We start from the raw sequence: 24291 nt of genomic DNA, 5'->3' as shown, positions 1-24291 counted from the left end.
AGATCCTCGAAGACAATTCGGCTTGGTCATGTCGTCAGCACAACTCGTGGCCATGAACTAGTGAGGGCCAACAACCGGCCATCGGAACTGCCAGATAGGACGGCACATACCCCAGATTCCAGCAAGCGGAGGGCCCATCAGCCAGGGGCCTGACCCCGCCACCCACACAACCGAATAGGCGACCGCGGCGCCAGGCCCAGACCGCGAACAGCGTCAGGGGACGCGTCGAGAATGAATGTCCACACATTAAAGCAAAAACCCCTCTGACGAGGGGTTATGCGTGCCCGAGGTGGGACTCGAACTGCATTCCCGCCCCTGCAACGACTGGGGTCCTCCGGAAACATCCCGAATCCGGCCCAGTCCGCCACCAGTACGGCCCAGTCCGAAGCCCAAAGTGTGGACATTGTCCACACATCAATTTCCTCCGTTCCCGACCGCCGGCACTCGACTTCGAATGTGCGCGGCTCTTGGCAGCCCTGGCAGATACCCTGCTGCAAAGTATCCACCGAAGTAGGGCAGACCGGTTGCGGAAAACCCTTGTCTCTACTGCCGGTTCCGACCTAACGTTCGTCACCGCGGTGAAGTAGTCTTGTCTTCCGCATCGTCTACGAACGCTACTTGGGTCGTGTATTGCTGAAAGAGCTGAATGGCATCTTCCAAAGGGAGGCGTCCGAAGTTCAACGCCGTTTGCAACCCTCGAACTGGGCATTGCAGGCCTCTGCTGCACTGACCTTTGCGGCCACTGAGTGCGAGTTAGCCAAGTTGGTCGACACAGCAGCGACGACGGACATCAGCATCGCTGCCAAACAGAGCACCTGCCAAACTATGGAACTTTGTTCCAACGTCAGTGCTCCTTGGACCCCCGCAGCGAACTTGGGCCCGCCAAATGCGGGGCCCGCTGTAAAGCCCGCAGCCAACGCGCTACCAACCACGCTTGTCGTGGCCAGCCTGTTCCGACGAGGGCCGTCCTGTCGCAGAAGAAGCTTGATCGCTGACTGTCGCAGCTCAATATTCTCGGTCAGTCTCTGACGAGCCTCTTGATCCTTCACGACTTCCTCCCCGACCCGGTGTCGATGATGCAAACCACCCGCTTGGAGAAGGGTGATCGCTAAATACTCGCGAGTGGCACCGACATGTCGAAAGCGTGTGGCATCACCCTGTTGAGCACCATCGGAACAGCGTCTGAGACCTCAACCATTTGAGCACTTGAGGCGTTACGGACGCGCTACCATCAGTGCGTCCATACGCAGGGCCGCAACGTACGCTCACATTGAGTCAGCCAGCGCCGACGATCTTGAGCAAACCTTTAGTAAACGTAATCTGATTCCTGATTCATGTGCAGAAGGATCAAAGCAGCCGGGGACGTCCGGTTGCCGAGTCCAATTGTTGGCGGGACGTCCACAGCGGCTCTCGGCTAAAAAACCACGGCGGATGCGCTCAAAGTAAGGTGAAATAGCATGACCAACGATGATCGTCCGCCAGGAATCTCCCATGAAGACGAATCAGACACGGCGATGCCGTCCATGAGCACGCTAGTCATCCGCACATGGCACGAACCAGACCAGACGCCAAGTCTTCGTGCCAGGATTACGTACGGCGAAGACCCAAGCGGTGAACCCAGAACTGTCTCCACCGCGGATCCGGACAAGGTGCTAAGCGTGGTGCACCAGTGGCTGTCTGGCCAAACCAACCCCCCAGACAAGGTCTAGGTCGTTCTCTTGGCGCCTGGTTGTGACGAAATGTCCGCTATGAAGCGCCGAATGGCGTCCGAAGGCACAAGCCCCATGTCTTCATCCAGCTTCGCTTGGTATTTCTCGAAGGCCTGGACCGCCGCAGCATAGTTGCCCTGCTGCCTTTGAGCCTGAATGAGAAGTCCAAGGGCACTTTCATAGAGCGGTTCGATTTCCAGTGCTGCCTCCGACGCAGCCACGGCGGAGTCACAGTCACATCGCTTGAGCGACTCGCGAGCGATGATCTGAAATGCGTGAAGCCGGTCCTGCCGCAATCTGCTCTGTTCGAAGAGCACCCAGTCGTCGTACCAGCCCGGGAGCAAGTCGGCGTCCCGTAGCTGGTGCAGGCATGAGGCCACGTTTCCATTAAGTCCAGCTCGGCTCAGTTCCCGGATCTGGGCGCGGACTCGGTGGAGGTCGACGTCGACCAGTTCGCTTAGCGACAGCACCGCCCCACCATTGATGAGCAGGCCTGGGACCTGCCGCGAGATGAGATGGATGCTAACGCGCAAGCTTTCGAGTGCCCTGGGCTCGCGACACTCAGGCCACAATAAACCGACGAGAAAACCTCGGGGACGGGGCCCGTTGATGGCCAGCGCAGTGATGAGTCGTTGTTGCCGTGCTGCAACGTGTACGATGTCGGTGCCGCGGAGAAGTTGCCACGATTGAAGCAGGCTTAACTGAAAACCATAGCCGTCGTTGCCCATGGGTACCCCCAAAATCCAGCGTGGGTCTGAAGAGCTGGAACAGATGTAGGAATGACTTTCCGCAGTCAGGCGCGGGCTGTCAATGGCCTGCGTCATCTGGCAGTTTCCCGAGGAGGAATATGCGTGGTCAGTAGCACCCTTGAGGCTCAGGAGTACCAACCGTCACACGCTGGTTCTAAAGAGATAGTCCACTCCGGAGTCTGACAATCGTTCTAAAGCTCTGCCGGAGTGGTCAGCCGGCTGTCCGTTGGCCGTGGCCCCCATCTCAGGCACCCTCAGACCTGTGGGTAAATAGATCGCCCCAACCACTTCTTGTGGTGTGGCTTTTCCGGGCGTTGAAGCTCTCCCGAGCCTCGGCTGAGCCGGCCGCGATCAGCTGACCCTGCCGCTGGACGCGCGGTGAGGGTCCCTGCACTGACCGTGGGGGCATCATGCGCGAAAAGGGCTGCGGGCCGGGCGCACCAGGCCCGGAAAAGACACGCATCAGGGCCTTCTGGCCAAGACCGCCCACATCGAGAACCACATGCTCGATGCCAAAGGCATCGCGATTTCACCGTCAGCAGCTTTGCTGTGACATGCGAATAGAGCGGAATCTCCTGACGCGTCCCACCATCGCAGCCGCACTGGTCGGAGCCGAGTCCTCGATGCCGCAGCCGGAGGGATCGCTCCCGACCACCCACACGGGCTCACGACCACCCCAGGCCGAAGTCGTCCGCTTTTGCACTCCGTGCCCGGGGCCTGGTCGATGGCAATAACGCTACGGTAATGGCAGCCTGCGTAGCGTCCGTTTCAGCGAACGAACTCTGGCTACTGTGGTCAACGACAGCGCATTGGGAGATGCGATGGCCTTTTGGTGGCGAACGACCCAGAGTGGTGACCCCCCGGTGCGGACCGCCTTGGGAAATGGGGTCAGTGCAAAATTCGGGGCGGCAACCCAAACTGGTTGCCCAGTTGAGAGTAGGGTCACTGAAATGGTTAATAGGCCCCCTGTGCCAGCGGCTCCCGCAGCCGAATTGTCCCTGAAAGACAAAAAAACCCTGGACATCTCGGACCGAGCCTCCTTCGACACGGTAACAGGCGGTGGATTTGAGGTGGCTGGGCTCTACACTTATGCCAGACTCGACCCGCTCATCGAATTGGCCTGCCAAGTTGCGGGCGACTTCTTGTTTCGTCCGCACCTGTACGTGGACTTACAAGCCCCCACGACTCTAGGGCTCGCCCGTCTGCGGGCACGCGTCGGTTACGATGAGAATTTTCCGTCGTATGTTCAGCGCAAAGCGATGTATGAACCGGTGTTTGGTCCGTCGGACTCGCCCGGGGCGACGAGCGATTTTGTACGACTTCGGGACGGGCTACTTGCGGCCGCATCTACGTTTGCGGAGTGGAGTCAGGCGACAGGTATCCCGATGCTTCGCGAACGGGTCCGGACGGAGCATCGGCCCTTCCGTGATTACCTCGCTGGAGTTTCGGGTGCTTCCGTGACGTGGAGCCGTTCGTCATCATTGCAGAGCATAGCTGACGATCATTCCTACCCTATTCTCCGCGACAAAGACGTGATTGCCGTCTTCGGTCTTACAGGCAGGCCCGAGGAGCAGTGGCCGTACCGGACCGACTCAAATGGCGACAAGCTGGTTGAGGAGATATCCAAGGCGCTCGAGCTGGCACCGGAGCGGCGGCTGACCAGGGAGGGGTTTAGCGCCCTTCAGCGCGTCGCCCACCGCGGTGGTGAGGCTATCACCGCGGTTATGTTGTTCGACGAGAGCCAAGGCGATGACGAGCTCGCTCAGCTAATCACGCGGTGCTACACCTGGAACGCAGCGCTGAAGGCCTGGCATGAGCCCGGCAGTCTGACCGGTAGACGGGGTGGAAACAGCTGATGGCAGGGGCCGAGCCTGAATTATTCATCGATGGCGCTTGCGGACGGTCGCTGCCCGCTGGGGAGTTGCTCCAGGAGTTTCGCTTTGGCCAGTTCTGCCCGGTAAAGCTCGTCATCGGCGACCGTGAGCTCCCTGTTGAAGTCGGCAAAAAACTCGACAGTGGGGGCGGAAAGAAGGGCGCAGGAGCCACCGGCGGCGGCGCCCGCGCCGATGGCACCCTGAGCCTCGCCGGTCAGGAGCGGATCTCCCTCGGTGAGCTTCTGGGGCTCAAGGCAGCGGAAGCCAGCTCGTTCACATCCGACTCCCGGTCATCGCCCGCCGTGGACACAGGCCTTGCCAGTCTCATGAATACTCGCGGGCGCATGGATGGCGGCAACGGCGGTGGCAGGGAAGTTTTGATCAAGGTCTCTCACTGGGTCGACGAGGCTGATTTGGCGTCATATCTGGTTGGCCCGTGGGCGTTGTCGGGTGCCACGAGGATCATGTTTGCCATGACGCCTGCTCAGGCAACAGCTCTCGCCCAGGATGGGGAGGTAGGTGTCGTCTACGAAGACTACGAGATAACCGTCCACCTCAAGAAGACCCAGCCGTCGGCAGGAGGGGCACTAAATGCCAGCGTTGCCACGGTCGAAGGCGCCCCCGGCAGGGTGGCCGCCGGGCCGACGATGACGATTGAGCCGTCCAAGGGTACGGTCACCAACAACAGCTACAGCCCCACGCGACTCCTCAGTCCGCCCGACCTGAGCGGCGTAATCCTCGCCCTGTACTTCGAGTGGAAGCAGTCGTGGACGCTCGAAGGCTTCTCACGCGGTCGTCTCCTGCAGTCGCTGGCTCTCGCACCTCAGGAGGAGGTAACCATCGAGCTCTTCACTTGGGACCGGCGTAAGAAGACGCTTGAGCAATCCTCCTCCACGGATAGCGAGATGTCGGCCGAGGAGGAAGAAAAAACACAAGACAGTACCGAGGTGCTTCGCGAGCTGACCAAGAAGGAAGAGTTCGAGCTAAAGGGCGGTGGTTCCGTTGATATTCAGTACAACCCTGGCCCGGTCAAGATCAAAATCGGCGCTAACGTGGACGCGCGCGACAAGACAAACGCGGACAGCGTTGCACGCACGACCACCAAGGCGATCCGGGAGGGAGTGAGAAAGTCATCTGCTCGGGTGAAAGTACAGCGATCGACCAAAGTCACCGAGACCACCGAGAGTGGCAGCGAGCAACGGATCACCCGCAAGGTCCGCAACCCGAACATGTGCCACACCTTGAACTTGGACTACTTCGAGATCCTCACCCACTATAAGATCCGGACCGAGTTCAACGAAGACGCAATGCGTTTCTGTGCGATGATTCCGAACCCGGTCGCCGAGCATGCCTTCTCCGAGCAGTTCATTCGCCAGCACGAAGCCGCGTTACGCGACGCACTCCTGGACCGTGGACTAAGCCCTGGCTTTGAAGCCATCCGGTTCCTGCGTGCTCGTGAGATTGAGCAAGCAGAGATCGCAGTTCGCCGCCAGGACCGGAAAGATCCGCTTCCGGCCGCACCTAACGACTCCCCCACTCCGCAAACAGGGATCTCGGACGAAGAAAGAGCAGCCAACGGTTACTTGGCCAATCTCCAAGCCACCGCACGCAAGTTGCTTGACGAAGGGAATGCCACGAAGTTAGACACTGCCCTAACCTGCCTGGGGGAAGACGTTCCCACCCTGGGGACGAAGAAGGGCCAGGTATTGCCTCATGATCTCGACGCTGGCAAACGGTGGCTGGCACAGCAACTGCTCCTACGTTCCTTCTCACAGCTCACGCTTACACTGACCGAGCTCGCGGCCGAGAAAACGCCTCCCCAGATCCGGGAGTGGGGCCCGCGGCTTGCCGCGGTCATGCCGGAGGCGACGGCTATGCCGAAACCGTCACAGCTGAACCTCGAGCCCCAGGAAGTCAAGCAGGGCCTTCTGCGTCCGGCAATGTGGGGACCGCATGGGCCTTACCACGTCAAGCAAGCCGCAGACTGGGGATGGTGGTGGACGGAGATTCTGAGGGTGGGCCTGCTGGAGGCGGAGGACGCCGGCCTCGGCACGCAAATTGAGCAGTTCACAAAGGTTTATCGGGCTTTTCTGGACGGAGTAAAAAGCGGGGGGATCAGCGCTGATACAAAGAAGTTGATTCAGGAGCAACAGAAGAATCAAAACCAACAGAACGACGAAGACCGCATTGAGAACGACTTCCCGATCCGCGACTACGCCCTAGCTAAGGAACGGGCCGAGGTGCTCGAACTGCACTTGCAGGAACACGCCGAGCACTACTCGTTCGCACTTTTTCTAGCGCTTCCACCGCAGGAACAGCTCGATCACATTGAACAGTCCATGGCAGGCTTGCTGACGAGCTTCGAGCCCGGCTTTTTCCAGCCTCGTGTTGTGAGTCAGATCGGATCGAAGCTGCTAGTGCCTCTGAATCACGAGGTCATACAGAGCGGCCAAGAGTTCTTGGACGATTTCAAAACGGCAATAGACGTCACCGCGGGGGAAGACACGATGCAGTTGCCGTCCCCCGGACTAACGATCGAGGCCAGGCTCGGTCGTTGCAGCGCCTGCGAGGATTTCATTGAAGAATCGCGGCGACTGGACATCGAGCTTCGCACAGCGCAAGTACGGCAGGCAACGGCCGAGGCGAAGCGCTTGGAGGCTCGTTTGGCGGCGCAGCCACCACGGCTGGAAGATCCGCACGAGCCCGTTCCTCGGCTGTCGGTAGACATCCAGAGGCCGACGCAGGCGTGACGCGATGGCCGTCCCGGACGAGGAGTATCAGGCGGTCGCCGACGGGCTCGCGCCGAGTGACTTGCTGCTGATCAACTCCTATGAGGCCCATCCACCGGTGTTCGGGAACCCGGCGGATGCTGGTCTGGCACGTTATCGTTTTGTTGAAGCCGCGCTGCAAGACGCGCTGGCCGCCGCTGATATAGCCGTCGGCAAGGGCCGCGAAGCTGCGCTGGAGGTTCAAGGCACTGAGCCGGCGGATGACGACGCCACGATTCACGTCCGCGACCAGAAGTTCGACATAGCCGTAGATCCGGATGGTCTTCTAGAGGATCTGGTAGGGCTGTACGCGATCGGTGGCTGGAGCGACGTCAGGACGGCGGTGGACCAGTTGGTCGCGATCACAGACGTCGAATCTGCCCGGGCAAGGGCTGTGCTCGACGAGGCGGGAAGACCGCCCGATGTCCAGGCTGTGGGGACCCAAGATCGCAGCGGTTATCCACCAACCGAAGAGGACATCGCCACGGCAAAAGAATACGTAAGCCGATGGAGGCGCGCGCGTGAAGCCGTCGAAGCAGCCACCAGTGTGCTGGCCGGGTTGATCGTAAGCGGGCTGGAGGCGCTGGAGAAGCACGTTGACAATCAGGCAGTTCTCCGGGCAGACAGATCTCACCTCATGGCTATCGGCGCCCTGTCGAAGTACAAACCGGACCGATACACAAAGGGTGTTCAAGACTTTGCGACCACGCCCCAACTCATTTGGGGGTACTACTTCGTCGATGCCCAGGAGGATGCAGTCGCTGCCGGCGCCGGTATGGGCTCCACGAGTGTCGCTGAGCTGAGAGCGATGGTTGAGCCGCTGTATGCGCGAGTCGAACGGATCCGAATCGTTGAGCGAATGCTCTGGTCGTTGCGTATAGGTGGCAGCGACCGACCGTTCGAGGAAGTGGGGGCAGAGCTCGAAAAACTCGGGACAGAGCACCGGATCCATTGCGACATGCTGGCGAAGGAGCTGGCACAGGCCGGCCGCTCCAACCACCCGTGGGCCGTGCCTATCGCATTGAGCATCACCAAGGTTACAGATGATCAACTTGCCGGCTGTCTCTACAAAATGTTGCACGACATTATCGATGTCACTGAGAAGTTCTCTGCTGACAAGAACTCATTGGTGGCTGGCCTACGCGCCGAAGCAGTGTGGCCCCAGGTATTGCGCGACGGACCTGAGCAAACGCTTCTTGATCGGCTCCCTGCCGAAAGCGAGGCAGTGGAGCCACTCGCGTCCGAATCTCTGGTGGCAGCCGCCGTGCAAGATCTGGAAGGAACTTCGGGTCGATTCGCTTCCACGGTTGCCCTGTACTACCGGCGGGCATTGAGGGATAGCGCCAGGCAAAAGAAAATCATCGAGATGGGCGTCGGAGCGCTGAACTGGGTGTTTAACATGGCCCTGATCCTGTTCCCGGTGAAAATTCCTATCCTGCTGGAGGGAGCCCTCTACGCGCACGGCGCTATCCAAGGCGTCAGGGGCCTTCTTGCCCGCGACGCAGAGTTCAAGGCCCTGCTCACGGGGTCTGTTATTGAAGAGGAGGGGTTGGACTGGCTGGTTGCGGTGGGTGCCGTGATCGCCGAACGTCCAAAGGATACGGGGCTGTTGGAGCTACTTCTTGATGTTGGTATACCGGTGACGGATATTGGTGTGTTCGTTTTGCGTATCGATCGGGTAGACCTTCAGTGGCTCGACAACGTGATGATGCTCGAGAGCTTCCTCTGATGGGCAGTAGGAGCCGGGATAGGGCGAAGCGCCGACAACAGAAGTTAATAGCCCTTACCCGCTACACACAAAAGTCGTTCCTGACCCTAGACGACGCCCTCGAGTACGTTGCGAAAAGGTCGGCTGCCGAGCAGAGCAATGCGATACAAGCGCTTAGGGAAGCGGTAGGGAACAAGCGGGCCAGCACTATTGCAGCCCTCGAAGAGCGGAACCTGGGTTCCGCGCTGCATCCGCCACCTGCGACCGTGCTGGGGCGCCATGCCAGCGATAGCGTCAAACAGCAAGCTCGACGACCTGCCTACGCATCTCAACCCGAGATGATTGCCGCAATCCATGATGTCGTGGCTGAGATACGCAAGCAGCGACCCGAGTTCGAGAAGCTTTACCAACTTCTGGGATCGCCCTCTCCGACGGAAATCGCCGCACTTCTCCAGCGGCCAGCCATGTGGGCATTCCCTGCGGAGGGAAGGGAAGGCGGCCAAGCGAACAATCTTGCGGGACTCCTGTTCCAAGAGGCCCGTAAATTGACGCCTGAGTTCAGGGCAGCCCTGAGCGATGGGGACAGGAAACGCCGCGCATTCAACGAGGCGTTGCGACGGCACCTTATCACGCCATCTTCACCCGGCGAAGCGGCCGGGCGGAGCGTGACACCGGAGGAGTTTGGCCCGCCGGTGTATTACGACGAGGTGCTGGACGGGGACAACAAACCGCTCTCCGACGGGGTGGTGGGTTGCTGGAATGCCGCCGGACATGTGCTACTAACCAACATTGACGAGGCAAAGTCTGGACTACGGGGAAGACATGATGCGCCCGAACAGCAGGACAGGGTCTTGGCGCGGATCAAACAGCGAGGGGTGGTCTTAGGCGGGCTTTTCGTTCCGCCTGAAAAGGTTCACCTGCCCGTTCACAGCGGTTTGTCAGGCGCTGAGGTGCCACTGTTGACCGCCTATTACGAGGGCGCTGCGCGCGGCATCGAGATCACCCCCGGTAGGTACCTGATGAGGACGGTCGGGGTGCCAGTGCCGGGATTGATGGACTTTGCCGTCGCCTTTCTCAAGGCATGGAACCAGCGAGTGCTTCCTACGAAGCGGTGACGTGGCCCAAAATCAGCTAGCCCGTGATTTGCAGCGGCGGGCTGGTGTTTCTTGAGCCGGTAGCTGTTGCCTTTGAGGCTGATGACCTCGGCGTGGTGGACGATCCGGTCGATCATGGCCGAGGCGATGGTCAGGTCTCCGAAGACGTCGCCCCAGCGGGCGAACGGGAGGTTCGACGTCAGGATCATGGAGGCGTGTTCGTAGCGGCTGGAGACGAGCTGGAAGAACAGGTTCGCGGCGTCCTGATCGAACGGGATGTAGCCTACTTCGTCGACCACCAGGAGGCTGTAGCGGCGGAGTTTGACTAGTTCCTGGGCGAGTTTCCCGCGGGAGTGGGCTTCCTGGAGCCGGGCGACCCAGCCGGTCGCGGAGTCGAAGAGTACTCGGTGCCCTGCCTTGGCTGCCTTTATGCCGAGGCCGACCGCGAGATGGGTTTTGCCGGTGCCGGGCGGCCCGAGGAGGACCACGTTTTTGGCTTCGGAGAGGAACACCCCGGTGCCCAGGTGCGCGATGAGGTTCCGGTCCGCGGAGGGCTGGTGGTCGAAGTTGAACTCTTCCAGATCCTTGTGGGCCGGGAACCTCGCGGCCTTGATCCGTGTCGCCGCTCCGGAGGCTTCGCGTTCGGAGACTTCACGGGAGAGGACGGCGGCCAGGTACTCCTCATGGGACCAGCCGGCGTCCCGGGCCTGGTCCCCGAGCCGGCGGAACCCGTCGCTGATCCGCGGTGCTCGCAGTGCCCTGGCGTAGTACTCAATCTGTGACGGTGTCCCGGTCATGAGGCCACCTCGAGAAGCGCAGGCTGCTGGCCGAGGTCGATGCCGAAGATCTCGTCGTAGGCGGCCAGATCCCGTACCTCCACTGCTTCATCGGGTTCGGGGCGGTGGACTCTTTGGGTTCGGAAGTCCCGGCGCATCACCGCTGCGCGGGCCACGTGGGCGGGGTCGGTCAGGACCAGGTGCCGGGCCCATGCCCGGACGTGTGTGGCGATGATGACCCCGTCGTGGGTGACCCAGACGGTATCCAGGTCAGCGATGACATCCACGATCCGCCCGATGAATGATGGGTCCACGGAATAGTCGTTGGAGAACACCCGCACGTAGTAATCCCGCGGGAGCCGCACCGCGTTGCGGAACACCGCTTCCGGGCTCACCGGCGGCAGTTCCCGCATCCTTTCCCGGTCCAGGACGATCAGCTCGTCCGGGCGGCCGTGGCGGGACCGTGAATACCGGTGATTCGCTTTGGGCAGCCAGTCTTCCAACTGGCCGTTGAAGTCCGCTGGTGACCGGAAGTCCCGGCCCGGCATGAAGCTTGCCGGAAGAACCTGTTCATCCGCTCGACCATGCCCTTGGACTCCGGATCCCGCGGCGGAAGCAGCTTGATCTCCAATCCCAGGGACCCGGCGAACGCGGCCACCGGCTCCGTGGGCCGGCGCCTACCGATGCCGGACTCGTTGTCCCACAGCAGCCTGGACGGAACCGCCTGCGCGTCCTGCAACAGAGTCCACATTCCGCCCAGAAGGTCCGGCGTCGTCCGCGACGGCAGCATCCGCGCCTGGATGAATCCCGAGAACGCCGAGGTCATCACCAGCACCGGCGGCGTGTCGGACTGGCCCTCACCGACGGGCAGCGGCTCGTGCGGGAACCAGAGATCGCACTGGACCTGGAACCCCGGCTCGTGGACCAAACGGTCGGCCGGATCAGGCGGTGCGTATTCGGGCCGGATCACGGCGACCTTCGCCCGGAACAACGACGCGGAACCGGACCAGCCCACCCGCTCCGCCAGCGTCGCGGCCGGCATCGTCGGCGTCTTCACCAACAACTCCCGCACCCTGGGAGCAAAGTCATCAAAACTCGATACCCCGGATGCCCGCTGGTACTTCGGCGCCCGGTCCGACTTCAGTGCCCGGTCCACCGTTCCGCGGGAAACCCCCACGATCCTGCCGATCTCCCGCTTCGAGTGCTTGCCCGTCGAAAACAGGTGGCGTATCTCCGCCCAATCATCCAAATTGATCACCTTCCATAGTGGTCGGTGGCCCTATTTTCAGTTGGCGTTCCTGGCCCTATTTTCGGTTGGCGTTAACACGTTGGCAATCACGGGCCGTTTCCGGTGTTCCAAATAAACGAGCCACCGTTCGTGCAGGCGTCGGTTGCCGGCCTGTCCGCGGGTCCGGGATGCGGAGGTTGCTGCCTCCCACCGGGAGCGCATCAGCGCGGAAGGCCGTGTGTAGGCTCGTCGGTGGTGCCAGGCGGCCTCGATCAAAAGCCGTCGGGCGTGGGTGTTCCTGGTCTTGGTGATGCCGCCTTGGGAGCGGTGCTGGCCGGAGGAATTCTCGCTGGGGACAAGGCCGAGGTAGGCACCGATCGTGCGGCCGGTGAACCGGTTCCAGTCTCCGATCTCCACGGCCAGGCCGAACGCCGTGATCGTGGAGATCCCGCGCAGGCATTCCAGTGCCCTGACGACAGGGGTGTATTCGCTCTCGTAGGCGATCTTGGTGATGGCCTTGTCAAGGCGATCGCGCCGGTCCAGGGTTTCGACGGCGAGGTCGTAGGCCAGTTGCAGGGCCGGGGAATCGAAGCGTTGGCGGTAGAGCCAGCTCATGTGGGCCCGGGTCCAGGTGTCTCCGCCGTTGTAACGGATGCCTTGGCGCAGCAGCAGTTTGGAGACGCGGTGCCGGGCGCGCATCAAGTCCCCGCGGGTGTCTTCCCTGGCCCGGACCAGGTCCCGGGCCGCTTCCTGCCCGGGATCCGGGACGGCGACCTCGGTGATCTGGTCCAGTTTCAGCAGCCGGGCCAGATGCAGAGCATCGTTCCTGTCCGTTTCACCCGGTCACCGGAGGGTCGCTGGAGCTTGGACGGGGCCGCGACCAGGCAGTCGACGCCGGCCTCCCGCAGGACCCTGGCCAGGACAAAGCCGGTAGGCCCTGCCTCGTAAACCACACGGGACGGGCCCGGGAGTGCTTGGATCCAGGCGAGAATTTCACCGTGGTCCGGTGACAGTTGGGCCCGGACCATCTCACCTGTTTCGCCGTCGATCGCGCAGGCGACGACCGTGAGGGCGTGGACATCCAAGCCCACGTGAGTACGCTCCTGCATAGCTGGAACCTCCAAACTTCAAATGTGGCTCTGCCCCAATGGATTAAGTCTGGGGACAACCCACGTCATCTTGAAGAGAAGGTTCCAGCCCAACTCGCCAGGTCCTTCTGACAGAGGCCAACACCGCCCGGCGACAGGATCCGGAACGCATCGGCCCCATGAACAAAACCCGCCGCCCCCACGCTCGCGGCCCGGATCCGCCGGGCGATAATGGACTCCAGAAGGACCGGACCCCTGCCCACGGCAGCCCCATCACTCCCCTCATATCGTCTAGCTCGGGACTGTGAAGACGCATCTTACGGGCAATAGAAGCGATCCCGGCCGGGACGCTGACCAGTTTCCTGCACAAGCCCTCCAGCTCACCGGCCATTGGTGGGCCGGCTATAAAGCGGGCCGCTTCTGGAATCAATTTCGGTTGGCCTGAGCTAGCACGCACGACGCTTCACGCCTTGGAGTACGTACCCGGAACCGCGGGACGCTGTCTTAAGATCAGCGTCGCCAGGCTCGGTGCGTCTCACATTTCAAGTACACCCAAAGCTGACGGGCCAAAAGCTAGCGAAACTTGCAAAGCGAAGTGAGGCTGGTTACCGAGCGGCTACACCGCGAGCATCTGCCCTCCGGCCAACCATTTAAGGTGTCCGAGGTCAGGTCCAATCCAGTTAGTCATGGCGCCCCACTCCCCAGACTGCTTTGTACGATTCGAAGCCACGTCAGCTTCGATGTTTGCCGCTCTGATTCTCATGGTCGCTGACTCCCTCCCCCGCGGCTTCAGACCTCCATATGCCTCGTGATCCGAGATTCCCTTCCATGCCTTACGTCCCAGGAAGGATTCCCCTAAAGCAGACATAAGTGTTGACAGTGTCCACACCCACTTTGGCAGAAAAACGAGCACTTAGGGCTCCGTGAGGTCTTAGAGGAGCCCGCCAAGAAAATTTTCGTACAGGAGTCTGCGACGTCATGTCGTACCCGCCGCTCCCGACCATGAATAGGTGTTGGCCACCCACGACCAACCAGACAAACCGGAACGAGCAAGCATCTAACCCACCACAGCAGGCGGAAGGCACACCAGCTAGGGACTTGAACCCGCCACCCACACACCTGAATAGGCTCCGCGGCGGCCAGGCCACAGCCCGCGCACCTAGCGTCAGAGGGACGCCACCACAAGCCATGTCAACACGTTAAAGCAAAAACCCCTCTGACGAGGGGATATGCTGTGCCCGAGGTGGGACTCGAACTGCATTCCCGCCCCTGCAATCATTGGGATCTCCGGGAATCATGCGGAATCCGGCCCGATCCGACCGATGTACAGCCCAGTCCGAAGCTATAAATGTGGACATTGTCCACACTCTCTTTTTGCCATATTCCAGCTCCAGAAAGCGCGCGTCAGGAGGGGCTTCCCCCGTTGTGACGAAACGTCCGTTATCGGCGTTTAGGAGACCCGACTGAGAGGGTTCCACTCAAGCCCAACACCGCGGCAAAACCGCCTGGCCGTCCGGAATACCCGACGCAGGCAGGGCGCCGGCGTCAGGCCCCACGCTTCGGCATCAGCAAAGCGTGGGCAGGATCCAGTGGCTCAAAGTCCTGTCGAGTCAGTGGCGAAGGAGCCCGGAGAACTCATGATTTTGGAAGATAAGAGGGTCGGCGGCGCTTCCGGCGCTGAGATCGAGGACACGGGCCAGAACGAAGTCATGGTCACCGACGGACGTGACGTTTTCGATCTGGCATTCCATGGCCGTGAGTGAACTGGCGACTAGTGGTGCGCCGTATAGGCCCTCGTTCCAGAAATGCTCGGCGAAGCGGTCCGCTTCCTTTTTTCCGAGCTTGCGGCAGAACTGCGTCTGGCTTGCGGACAGGGTGCTGATGCCAAGCACTGTGGCCTCCTTGAGCTTTGGCCAACTTGACGAGCCGTGGCCAACGAAGAAACCAACCAAGCAGGGCTCGACGGAAATGAAAACGAATGATCCAACGATCATGGCGGCGCGTTCACCGGTAAGTCCGGGCCCACCCGCAATGACGGTCACGCCCGTGGGCACTTTGGACATGACCTCCCGGACCTGCTGGGGATCGATGGTGCGGGGGTGTTCGGTGACGATAGTCATGTTGTCTCCTTCGAGCCCAAGACCCGGAAAGCGATGCTTGGTCAATCAGATGTCCCTTAGATTGAACTATCTTAAGTCTAAGATAATATGAAGAAGGTGGCAAGTATCGGATGGCCAAGGAAAACGAACCGGCCGGGCCGGGACCGGGGCTGGGTCGGCGTTGGTGCACGAGTCCGAGGAGCTGACTAGCAGCACCCTCGGACTACTCCGAGGATGAGAGTCGATGATCCGCGCAATAATGGTTAGCGGAGCTAATTAGTATGGCTAATTGTCACATGCAGCGAGGCGCAACGAAAACGATGTCCCAGGAGTAGTTGCGGACGTTTACAGTCTCAGTCAGACCGGTTCCGAGGATTCGTTCGCGTTCGATCAGCAACGGACTGTCCATCCCTCCGTTGCTGGCGGCCCTCCCGACAAACTTCGCGCGGTAGGCTGTGGTGTCGCAACGGACAGCGCTTCGATAGAGCCGCCATTGATGGTCAGGTTCCGTTCCGCGATGAAGCGGGTGTCCTTGAAGAAGCTCCATGCGTCCGGCCCTTGTCATGTCGTCGCTCGCCGCAGAGATGCAGAATGAGGATCCCTCAAGAAGAGTAACTTCCGTCCCGGAATCACTCGGCCCTCCCTCGCTTTCGCTGGCCACACTGCCTAGCAGCACTTACTCAGAGGGGTGCCAGCGCCCAGCACGCCCAGAGCGGCAGCAAGCCGAACTCGTTGCTGGCCCATGGCACGCCAGCTCTACTTACGCCAGATCCTCGATGCGCACGCTAGCGGGGTGCCTGCCAATCCAACGTCGAGTGGTGCGGGTAGTGCTACTTCTCGGTCTCCCGCGCGACGGTGTTGACCATGGCCGTGGTTCTGTGGGCCGCGCGCCATGACTTTCTTCTTCTTTCCCTAGGTGCGTCCTGGGAGGCTTTCCACTGACGGCAGGGGTATTAGGATTCAACCTCCTGCACTGCCCCTACGGTTGGGTGTCGAAAGGGCAGTGCAGGGCAGGGTCTACGCTAGGTCCGAGGCGCGGTGAGGGGCGATTTCGCCGGCTGTAATGACGTCGGAACCGTCGCTTTGGCTGCTGTGATCCGTCCTAGAATCAGCACCAATACCAAAGCGATGATCACGGGCACGCATACTGAGAGAACGATGATGCTGGTATCCACGCCGAGCCCGATGAGGACGCCGCCGAAAATCGGGCCGACAACCGATCCGAGTCGGCCCATTGAAGCCGCCCAGCCGATACCGGCGGTCACCGTTGCTTGGGGATACAGCGTCACTGCCACCGCGGCCTGGCCGATCATGCCGGCCTGAAGTCCGAGGCCGACGCCACCAAAGACCATCAGCAGCAGCGCTTTGTCCGGGCCGAGGAATGCAGAGATGACAAGGAACACGATCGCTGCTGCCGAGGTTCCAGCCAGGACGGACGTCATCCGGAATCGACGCGATGCGAGGATTAGTACGCCGGCACCGATGATGCTTCCTATGCCCAGGGCCGCCGATCCCAGTGGTGCTAGGCCGGCACTGAAGCCGTAGCTGGTGAGCAGTGTTGGCAACCACGAAGAGAACACGTAGAACGAGGCAAAGATGAGGAACGAAAAAGCCCACAGGAGGAGGGTTCTGCTTCGTACGGAAGCATCGAACAGGCGCGCCACCGACGCATGGTGCTTGGCCTCGGCCGCATCGATGGGCGTGCTCGATACGTGGCTGGCGGAGAGTCCAAACCACAGGAACGGCAGAAGCACAGCAGAAGCGATAGCTCCGGTAATGAACACCCATTCCCACCCCAGTGCGCCCACGATACCGCTCCCGGCCAACCCCGCGATGAGCGCCCCGAGGGAGATGCCCGTCATCACGACCACCGCAATCGATTGACGCAACCGAGCGGGATTGACTGCGGTCGCATGGGCGACAGCGGCTGGCAGCACGGCACCCAGTCCCAGGCCGGTCACGAATCGCAAAATCGTCAGCTGCAGAATCGAATCCGACCACGCTGTCAGCAACGAACCCAGGGTGAACACCACGACCGCCGAAAAAATGACGTTTCTGGTGCCCATCTTGGCCACGAGGCGCCCTACCGCCAGATACCCCAGGGCCACTCCAGCGCTGGTCAGCGCAAGCGCAGGAGTGAAGAGCGAGGGTGCAACACCCCAGTCCCTGGCAATCGCCGGTATGGACACGCCCAGCGCGACCGTGTCGTATCCATCGAGCACTATGGCCGCACATGCGAGACAAAGTACCCACCAATTCGGTTTGGTCTCTTCCTGCTTCTTGGGTTCGCTCATCGTGTCCATTGGACATCCTTAAGGTTGTGAGGGCTTCGAATACAGTCTCGAAGCGGGGGCATGCCACCCGCCCGTAGGCGGCTCGGGAGTCAAGGTCGTGGACGAGGCCCAGGCGTCGTCGCCCGCTGCTACATCATGACGGTTTCTCCGTTCACGCACGACACGTGCTTTCTCACCGTCAGCCCGCCCACGTAGGCGGGCGCTAGCGAGGTGCTCAAGTGTGGTGAAGATCATGGCAATGTGTTAGTTCTATCTCCTTAGCCCTTAAAGGTCAAGACCCCACTGCCTTGACACAAAGTATCTTAGTGCTGTTATTCTTTGACATGACCTAGTTCACATTCCGGTCGCTTCCGCGACTGCGGGGATAGCCGCGAACAACTTCGGCGGCAGCCTGAGTGACTATAAAGATTGGTGGACCCTGAGGATGACAACGCAGAGCAGCGCGGGCATCGTGGAACGGCCGGCCGGTACAGACTCCGAAGGATATATCCCCTTCCGCGGCTTTGAACCGGGCATCGATACGCTGGACGAGATTTACGTTGGCGGCGTCTGGGGCCGGGGCGCAGGGGCACTGATCGAGTCCGTCAATCCCGCAACTTCTGAGGTCTTCGCAACGCTCCATGGTGCCACTGTTGACGATGTCGATGTGGCGGTCGCGGCAGGCCTGGCGGCCATTGCGGAGTCCGGCTGGGCCCGTAAGCTACCGCACGAACGCGCAGCTGTCTTGCACAGGATCGGTTCGGCTCTTGAAGCCAACGCTGACCGGATCGCTGTTCTTCAAACCCAGGACACGGGTAAAACGCTCAAGGAAACGCGGGCGTTGGCCATGAGCGCTGCGGCCACATTCCGTTTCACCGCATCGGCCCTTGAAACCATGGAGGATGCGTTAACCCCGCCGCGGGGTGACTACCTGAGTATCTCCACCTATGAGCACATCGGTGTGGTGGCTGCCATTACACCGTGGAACTCCCCCATTGCCAGCGACGCGCAAAAGGTTGCTCCGGCCCTTGCCGCGGGCAACGCCGTCATTATCAAACCGCCGGTGTGGGCACCCTGGGTGTCGCTGCTGCTGGCAAGGATCTGTGACGAGGCTGGACTGCCCTCGGGCCTGCTTTCGGTGCTTCCCGGTCCGGGAAGGACCGTCGGGGACGCTCTGGCACGGCACAGGGAAGTCGGCAAGGTTTCCTTCACCGGCGGCACCTCGACCGGGCGACAGCTGGGCCGCATCGCAGCTGAGAAAATCATGCCGATCACGCTGGAACTGGGCGGAAAATCGCCAACCATCATCTTTTCGGACGCGGATCTGGATCAAGCCGTTGCCGGGGTGCTTTACGGAATCTTTTCCTCCAGCGGCCAAAGCTGCATCGCCGGTTCGCGGGTGTTCATCCAGAGGGCCATCTATGACACCGTGCTGGCACGCGTAGTGGAAGGAGCCAAAGCCCTGCGGGTGGGGCCAGGAACCGACCCGGGCACACAAGTGGCACCTCTTGTTGCCCACGCCCACAGGGACTCCGTTGAAAAAATGGTTGAGGATGCGCGGGCGGCCGGAGCACAAATCCTGTGCGGCGGCGCACGGCCAGCGGAGCCGGAACTGCAGCAGGGCGCATACTACCTGCCCACCATCATTGCCGGCGTGGCCAACTCCGACCTGATCTGCCAGGAGGAGATCTTCGGTCCCGTGGCTGTAGTTCTTCCCTTTGATGATGAAACTGACCTGCTGGCCCAGGCAAACGACAGTGTGTTTGGTCTGGCCTGCGGCATCTGGACGGCCGACTACCGGCGGGCCTGGCGCATCGCGCGCGCCGTTGCCGCGGGCACCGTCTGGATCAACACGTACAAGCAATTCAGCATCGCCACACCCTTCAGCGGCATCAAAGAAAGCGGGCTGGGCACCGAAAAAGGCAGGGACGGTATCCGCTCCTACATGCACCAAAAGAGCATATATGTCGACCTTTCCGGCGCCCCATTGCCTTGGGCCGGCGCATGAAATCCGCAGCATATTCCAATCCATCCCCCACGAAAGGCAAGTCAGTGAGTGCTCACCCCTACAGTCCGGCATACCAGGCCGGCGGTTTCGGCTTCGTGTCCGGGGCGTTGTCCGTTGACGAAAACTACACGCCGGTCAGCGGCCGAACCGAGGCCATTGAGGCCGCTACAACCAGGCTCTCGGAGCGGTTGGCGACCATTGGCATGTCCATGCAGGACATCGTCAAAACCACCTACTTCGTCACGGACCTGACCCTGCGCGAAGAAGCCAACAGCCACTACGAACAGCTCTTCACCGCTCCTCGACCGGCCAGGACGTTCGTTGAAGTTTCCGCGCTGCCATACGGCGCCACGGTGGAAATTGAAGCCATTGCCCACCGGGGCCAGGAGTGAATCATGACTACCGCCATTTTGAACGCACGGGGACCGGAAGAATCAACCCGGCAGAATCCGACCACTGACCGGGCAATGACCGGTGAGCCCACCGCACGGACCCTGAGGGTCCAGCAAAAAACATGGGAATCGGACGGGGTAACCAGCGTTACCTTCGCTGACCCGTCCGGAGCACAGCTGCCCCAATGGCAGCCCGGTTCCCACCTGAGCCTTCACCTGCCCAACGGGCTCATACGCGAGTACTCGCTATGCTCCGATCCGCTGGATTCGACCAGCTGGACGGTAGCTGTGCTCCGGACTCCCGACTCACGCGGCGGCAGCCAACATGTCCATGAGGGTCTACCGGTGGGAGCACTCCTTAAGGTAGAAGGCCCGCGTAATAACTTCGCGCTCGAAGACGCCGGACGCTACGTGCTGGTCGCCGGCGGGATCGGCATCACCCCGATCATCTCCATGGCGCGGCAACTGCACGCAGCAGGCGCGGACTGGTCACTGCTCTACACCGGCCGGTCCCGCGCCAGTATGGCCTTTCTTCCCGAGATCGACACCCTGCCCCAGGACCGGATCACCATCCACGCCGACGACGAAGCCAACGGCAGCTACCCTGACCTGGCCGCCGCTGTCGGAACCCTGAGCCCGGATGCACTGGTTTACGCCTGTGGTCCGGAACCGCTGCTGAAAGCCGTTGCCGGGGCCATGCAGGACGAAGCGCAGCTTCGAATCGAGCGGTTCAAGGCACCAGAAAAAGTTGCTGTCCCGGTGGAGAGCGAATCAGCATTTGACGTGGTGTGCAACAGCACCGGCCAACGCATCCCCGTCGGGCCTGACGTATCTGTGCTTGATGCCCTCAACAACGCAGGCATCGACGTTCCCAGCTCCTGCGCTGAAGGAATCTGCGGCACCTGCGAAACACGCGTCATCAGCGGCGACGTGGAGCACCGTGATTTTCTCCTCACCCAGGCCGAGCAGGCCGCAAACAAATCCATGTTCGTATGCGTCTCGCGTTGCCGTTCGGCCGAACTGATTCTTGATCTCTAAACCCTCGAAAAGTAAGAAGGTAGCCCCATGAATTTCTTCGCAGCAGAGCCTGTCTGTAAGTTGCGATCCCTTCGCTCGGTGTCCTTGAAGGTACCGGAAACGGCACGTGCCAAGGATTTCTACCACGAGGTCTGGGGCCTTTCCACCGTCGAGGAGGACAGCGACCGCTTCTGGCTCCGCGGGACCGGCTCCGAGCACCACATTCTAAAGCTGGAAAAGGGCCAGCAGAACGCGCTTGGCGGCGTCGCCTTCGCCCTCGCCACGCCCCAGGAGGTGGACCAGGCAGCCCTTAAGCTCGCTGCTCTGGGTATTCCCCTCTTCCGTGAACCCGGACCCCTGGACGACGCTGCCGGCGGATACGGCCTGCAGTTGGTTGACCCCGAGGGAAGGCTCGTAGAGCTGTCCGCTGACGTTCATGCGGTCGTCAGCCAGGAGCCATCCGGACGCCGGGCAATCCCGCGCAAAATTGCCCACGTCGTGCTGAACACGATCGACATTGACCGGGCAACCGCCTTCTACACCCAGGTCCTGGGCATGCGGGTCTCGGACTGGTCCGAGCACCAGATGTCCTTCCTCCGGTGCAATTCCGAGCACCATGTCATCGCCTTCAACCAGGCCCCGTGGACAGCAGTTAACCATGTGGCCTACGAAATGCAGAGCATCGACCACTTCATGCGTGGTATCGGGTCCCTCAAAACCCACGGTATCGCCCCCCAGTGGGGACCGGGACGCCACGGTCCCGGGGATAACACCTTCTCCTACTTCACCGACCCTGCTGGCTTGGTTTGTGAGTACACCTCGGAAGTTGCGCAGGTTGATGAGGACAGCTGGCTGTGCCGCACCTGGAAGCGGACCCCGGAACTGTCGGACCAGTGGGGAACCGCCGGGCCCCCCACGGTCAACGTTCGCACTGCGATGGCCGGAATCCCCGATGACGGCTACCGCTCCCTCGTCGTCCCGGGCAGCGCGGATTACTTCACTGTTCCGTCGGCAGATTCGGTAAGTCATGCAGCTGCCCACTGAGGCAGCTCCCGCCACCCGAAGCTTGGGCAGCCGTATTTCCCTCCACGGCGTCTCCCTGGTCGTCCGTGGTGAAGGAGCGCCTGTTTTCCTGATGCACGGCATCGGGGGTAACGCCTCATCCTGCGGGGCGCTGGCACAGCTGCTCAGTGAGGCCGGCTACCGCACGTTCTGCTGGGATGCACCAGGGTACGGGGAGTCCGCGGATCCGCTGGGTCCGGTCGACCATCCCGGGCTCGTCCTGCAGATTTTGGCTTCCCTTGCCCTTGGTCCCGCACACCTGATTGGGACCTCGTGGGGAGGAGTCATCGCCACCAAAGTGGCAGCGCAGGAACCGGGTGCTGTCCGCTCCCTGGTGCTGGCGGACAGCACCCGAGGCTCGGCCGTTACCGGTGAGTCGGTGGACAGGATGCTGGCTCGCGTCCCGGAACTGGCTGAACTGGGGCCAGAAGCGTTTGCCGACCGGCGCGCGTCCAGGCTGGTCTCGCCGGCAACGGATGCTGCGACAGCCGCGGCGGTCAGGTCCGAGATGGCGGCGGTCCGGTTGCCCGGCTACACAGCGGCAGCGGCCATGATGGCAGCTACCGACACATCGAATGTGCTGTCGTCCCTGCAGGTACCATCACTGGTTTTGGTCGGCGAAGACGATGTAGTCACCGGTGTGGCTGAATCCCGGATTCTCGCCAAATCCATAACAGACGCTTCTTTCAAGATCATTCCCCGTGCAGGCCATGCCGCAGTGCAGGAGAAGCCGGCAGAGATGGCGTCGTCGATTCTAGAGTTTTGGAAGAGGCTTTCATGACACGGCTGATCGTAGTAACAGGCTCTGGACGTGGTCTGGGATTCAGTATCGCCGAACGGCTGGCAGCCGGAGGTGACCGTATTGTCATCGCTGAGAAAAACGCAGACCTCGCAGAATGTGCAGCAGATACGCTGCGCGAACGCGGCTTTGATGCCACGGCAATCATCACCGACATCGCGGATAAGGACTCCGTTGCGGCTTTGGCCGATGCCGTTCAGGAACTAGGCGGGGCAGATGGCCTGGTCAACAACGCAGCTCTTGCCGACGGCGTTGGCGGGGACACCTTCTGGGACCTTGAAGAGGACTTCTTCCAGCGGGTCATGACGGTGAACACCTTCGGCACCTGGTTGGTGAGCAAGCACCTCTATCCGCAGCTGGCACAAAAGCAGACAGGCGCCATCGTTAATGTCGCTTCCGACGCCGCGCTGTACGGTTCGCCGCGCTTGGTCCACTATGTCAGCTCCAAAGGCGCGGTCCTGGCAATGACCCGGACCATGGCCCGGGATGCGGGAGTAGCCGGGGTCCGTGTAAATGCCGTTTCCCCGGGCCTTACCAGAGTCGAGGCAACCGAGTCCGTGCCGGCCTCCCGCTACCGGCTCTACGAAGAGACAAGGGTATTGGAAAGGGACCAGGTGCCCGAGGATGTCTCGGGCGTCGTCCAGTTCCTGCTCTCGGACGCGGCAGCGTTCATCACCGGTCAGAACATCATCGTTGACGGCGGCTTTGTCATGGGGCATTGAGTCAGCTAACACCACCCACAACATCCCCATTCCCGAAAATATCCCAGGACGCCGGGCTCCGGCTGATGATCAAGGAGACCACCAGATGGATCTGCAATTAAAGGACCGCACTGTCGTTGTGACGGGAGCGAGTTCCGGCGTCGGCCTGGCTACCGCCCGTTACCTGCTTGCAGAAGGCGCGAAGGTAGCTGCCTGCGCCCGTGATGCCGGGCGCCTCGCGGCCGCTTTCGATCAGTTTGCGTGGGCTGATAAAAACTCCGTCTATCTGGCCACCTGCGACGTGACCGACCGCAAAGCCACCGACGCGTTCGTCGCCGGGACCTTGGAAAGCTTCGGGGCTGTTGACGGGCTGGTGTGCAACGCCGGCCGCTCCCTCATGGCTACCTTGGATGAGACGTCCGACGAGCAGTTCCGCGAAGAATTTGACCTCAAGATTTTCGGGGTGTTGAACATCGTACGCTCGGCCCGGGCTGCCCTCGCCGCGTCGCCGCACGGCTCAGTGGTCAACGTCAATGCGATCCTATCCCGCCAACCTGAACTGCGCCTGGCCGCTACTTCAGCCGCGCGCGCCGGGTTGTTGAACCTGAGCCACTCATTATCTGAAGATCTCGCCGCGGACGGTACCCGGGTCAACTCCGTGCTGCTCGGCCTGGTCGACACCGGCCAGTGGCGCCGGCGGTTCGAGCAGTCAGGCAGCGGCCTGGACTTCACCGAGTGGAGCGCCGAAATCACCAAGGACCGAGGGGTAAAGCTGGGCCGCTTCGGCACAGCCGAAGAAGTCGCCTTCCACATTCTTACCCTTCTGTCCCCGCTAAGCGGCTACACCACAGGAGCCACGATCGACGTCGGCGGCGGTGTTGGCCGCTATGTGTAAGGCACCTGCCATCGGGCTAACGCTCAACGGCATTGCCCGGCCCTGATCTAC

Annotated in this window: 16 protein-coding genes and 2 pseudogenes; 11 read left to right on the top strand and 7 right to left on the bottom strand. The window is 61.3% G+C overall.

Annotation, left to right across the window (positions count from 1 at the left end; all coding sequences use genetic code 11):
* Positions 1–1705: 1705 nt before the first annotated feature.
* Positions 1706–2533, bottom strand: a complete 828-nt coding sequence (locus J2S97_RS18545) for an AfsR/SARP family transcriptional regulator (RefSeq protein ID WP_307051415.1) — start codon at positions 2531–2533, stop codon at positions 1706–1708.
* 917 nt (positions 2534–3450) lie between these two features.
* Here J2S97_RS18545 and J2S97_RS18540 point away from each other — a divergent pair.
* From J2S97_RS18540 to J2S97_RS24170, 4 genes are read left to right on the top strand one after another with little or no spacing between them, the layout of a single operon-like run.
* On the top strand, positions 3451–4314 hold the full coding sequence (locus J2S97_RS18540) for a hypothetical protein (RefSeq protein WP_307051414.1): 864 nt from the start codon (positions 3451–3453) through the stop codon (positions 4312–4314).
* Complete coding sequence (locus tag J2S97_RS18535) at positions 4314–7082, top strand: hypothetical protein (RefSeq protein WP_307051413.1); 2769 nt, start codon at positions 4314–4316, stop codon at positions 7080–7082. The genes J2S97_RS18540 and J2S97_RS18535 overlap by 1 nt, the downstream gene beginning before the upstream one ends.
* 4 nt (positions 7083–7086) lie before the next feature.
* Positions 7087–8829 carry a hypothetical protein gene (locus tag J2S97_RS18530; RefSeq protein WP_307051412.1) on the top strand — a complete coding sequence of 581 codons (1743 nt, stop codon included), beginning with the start codon at positions 7087–7089 and terminating at the stop codon, positions 8827–8829.
* Entirely contained in the window at positions 8829–9923 is a 1095-nt protein-coding gene (locus J2S97_RS24170) for a hypothetical protein (RefSeq protein WP_444875937.1), read from the top strand. The genes J2S97_RS18530 and J2S97_RS24170 overlap by 1 nt, the downstream gene beginning before the upstream one ends.
* Before the next feature lie 50 nt (positions 9924–9973).
* On the opposite strand, the pseudogene istB reads toward J2S97_RS24170, so the two are convergent.
* The 6 genes and pseudogenes from istB to J2S97_RS18495 form a co-directional block, all read right to left on the bottom strand.
* Positions 9974–10699, bottom strand: a pseudogene (gene istB / locus J2S97_RS18525) (IS21-like element helper ATPase IstB); the annotation flags it as partial.
* Positions 10696–11091 carry a Mu transposase domain-containing protein gene (locus tag J2S97_RS18520; RefSeq protein WP_307051410.1) on the bottom strand — a complete coding sequence of 132 codons (396 nt, stop codon included), beginning with the start codon at positions 11089–11091 and terminating at the stop codon, positions 10696–10698. The gene J2S97_RS18520 and the pseudogene istB, both read right to left, overlap by 4 nt.
* A gap of 20 nt (positions 11092–11111) precedes the next feature.
* A complete protein-coding gene (locus J2S97_RS18515) occupies positions 11112–11927 on the bottom strand; it encodes a hypothetical protein (RefSeq protein WP_307051409.1) in 816 nt (271 codons plus the stop codon).
* A gap of 36 nt (positions 11928–11963) precedes the next feature.
* Positions 11964–13015 (bottom strand): annotated as a pseudogene (locus tag J2S97_RS24165) (IS110 family transposase).
* A gap of 1589 nt (positions 13016–14604) precedes the next feature.
* A complete protein-coding gene (locus J2S97_RS18500) occupies positions 14605–15114 on the bottom strand; it encodes a flavin reductase family protein (protein WP_307051406.1) in 510 nt (169 codons plus the stop codon).
* Between the two features lie 1001 nt (positions 15115–16115).
* Entirely contained in the window at positions 16116–17396 is a 1281-nt protein-coding gene (locus J2S97_RS18495; protein WP_307051405.1) for an MFS transporter, read from the bottom strand.
* A gap of 415 nt (positions 17397–17811) precedes the next feature.
* Here J2S97_RS18495 and J2S97_RS18490 point away from each other — a divergent pair, with 415 nt between their 5' ends.
* The 7 genes from J2S97_RS18490 to J2S97_RS18460 all read left to right on the top strand — a co-directional run bounded on the left by J2S97_RS18490 (position 17812) and on the right by J2S97_RS18460 (position 24240).
* Entirely contained in the window at positions 17812–19374 is a 1563-nt protein-coding gene (locus tag J2S97_RS18490) for an aldehyde dehydrogenase (RefSeq protein WP_373460589.1), read from the top strand.
* Positions 19375–19418: 44 nt separating this feature from the next.
* On the top strand, positions 19419–19766 hold the full coding sequence (locus J2S97_RS18485) for a RidA family protein (RefSeq protein ID WP_307051404.1): 348 nt from the start codon (positions 19419–19421) through the stop codon (positions 19764–19766).
* A 3-nt stretch (positions 19767–19769) separates the two neighbouring features.
* Positions 19770–20804, top strand: coding sequence for a PDR/VanB family oxidoreductase (locus J2S97_RS18480; protein ID WP_307051403.1), 1035 nt, complete (start codon positions 19770–19772; stop codon positions 20802–20804).
* 27 nt (positions 20805–20831) lie between these two features.
* On the top strand, positions 20832–21827 hold the full coding sequence (locus J2S97_RS18475) for a VOC family protein (protein WP_307051402.1): 996 nt from the start codon (positions 20832–20834) through the stop codon (positions 21825–21827).
* Positions 21811–22626 carry an alpha/beta fold hydrolase gene (locus J2S97_RS18470; RefSeq protein WP_307051401.1) on the top strand — a complete coding sequence of 272 codons (816 nt, stop codon included), beginning with the start codon at positions 21811–21813 and terminating at the stop codon, positions 22624–22626. The genes J2S97_RS18475 and J2S97_RS18470 overlap by 17 nt, the downstream gene beginning before the upstream one ends.
* The gene (locus J2S97_RS18465) at positions 22623–23366 is read left to right on the top strand and encodes an SDR family oxidoreductase (RefSeq protein ID WP_307051400.1); all 744 of its coding nucleotides are present in this window, start codon (positions 22623–22625) and stop codon (positions 23364–23366) included. Before J2S97_RS18470 ends, J2S97_RS18465 begins: the two co-directional genes overlap by 4 nt.
* Positions 23367–23451: 85 nt before the next feature.
* Complete coding sequence (locus J2S97_RS18460; RefSeq protein WP_307051399.1) at positions 23452–24240, top strand: SDR family oxidoreductase; 789 nt, start codon at positions 23452–23454, stop codon at positions 24238–24240.
* The last annotated feature ends 51 nt before the right edge of the window (positions 24241–24291 follow it).

The sequence above is a fragment of the Arthrobacter oryzae genome (assembly GCF_030812315.1).
Classification (GTDB): Bacteria; Actinomycetota; Actinomycetes; order Actinomycetales; family Micrococcaceae; genus Arthrobacter; species Arthrobacter oryzae_B.
The sequence above is the reverse complement of the archived record's forward strand: the minus strand, read 5'-3'. Positions and strand labels throughout refer to the sequence as shown.

Bases quoted from the DNA above. Each gene is read 5' to 3' on its own strand.
- J2S97_RS18545 (WP_307051415.1), bottom strand. From the start codon at position 2,533: ATGACGCAGGCCATTGACAGCCCGCGCCTGACTGCGGAAAGTCATTCC.
- J2S97_RS18500 (WP_307051406.1), bottom strand. From the start codon at position 15,114: ATGACTATCGTCACCGAACACCCCCGCACCATCGATCCCCAGCAGGTC.
- J2S97_RS18520 (WP_307051410.1), bottom strand. From the start codon at position 11,091: ATGCGGGAACTGCCGCCGGTGAGCCCGGAAGCGGTGTTCCGCAACGCG.
- J2S97_RS18480 (WP_307051403.1), top strand. From the start codon at position 19,770: ATGACTACCGCCATTTTGAACGCACGGGGACCGGAAGAATCAACCCGG.
- J2S97_RS18535 (WP_307051413.1), top strand. From the start codon at position 4,314: ATGGCAGGGGCCGAGCCTGAATTATTCATCGATGGCGCTTGCGGACGG.
- J2S97_RS18490 (WP_373460589.1), top strand. From the start codon at position 17,812: ATGACAACGCAGAGCAGCGCGGGCATCGTGGAACGGCCGGCCGGTACA.
- J2S97_RS18470 (WP_307051401.1), top strand. From the start codon at position 21,811: ATGCAGCTGCCCACTGAGGCAGCTCCCGCCACCCGAAGCTTGGGCAGC.
- J2S97_RS18475 (WP_307051402.1), top strand. From the start codon at position 20,832: ATGAATTTCTTCGCAGCAGAGCCTGTCTGTAAGTTGCGATCCCTTCGC.
- J2S97_RS18530 (WP_307051412.1), top strand. From the start codon at position 7,087: ATGGCCGTCCCGGACGAGGAGTATCAGGCGGTCGCCGACGGGCTCGCG.
- J2S97_RS18495 (WP_307051405.1), bottom strand. From the start codon at position 17,396: ATGGACACGATGAGCGAACCCAAGAAGCAGGAAGAGACCAAACCGAAT.
- J2S97_RS18465 (WP_307051400.1), top strand. From the start codon at position 22,623: ATGACACGGCTGATCGTAGTAACAGGCTCTGGACGTGGTCTGGGATTC.
- J2S97_RS24170 (WP_444875937.1), top strand. From the start codon at position 8,829: ATGGGCAGTAGGAGCCGGGATAGGGCGAAGCGCCGACAACAGAAGTTA.
- J2S97_RS18460 (WP_307051399.1), top strand. From the start codon at position 23,452: ATGGATCTGCAATTAAAGGACCGCACTGTCGTTGTGACGGGAGCGAGT.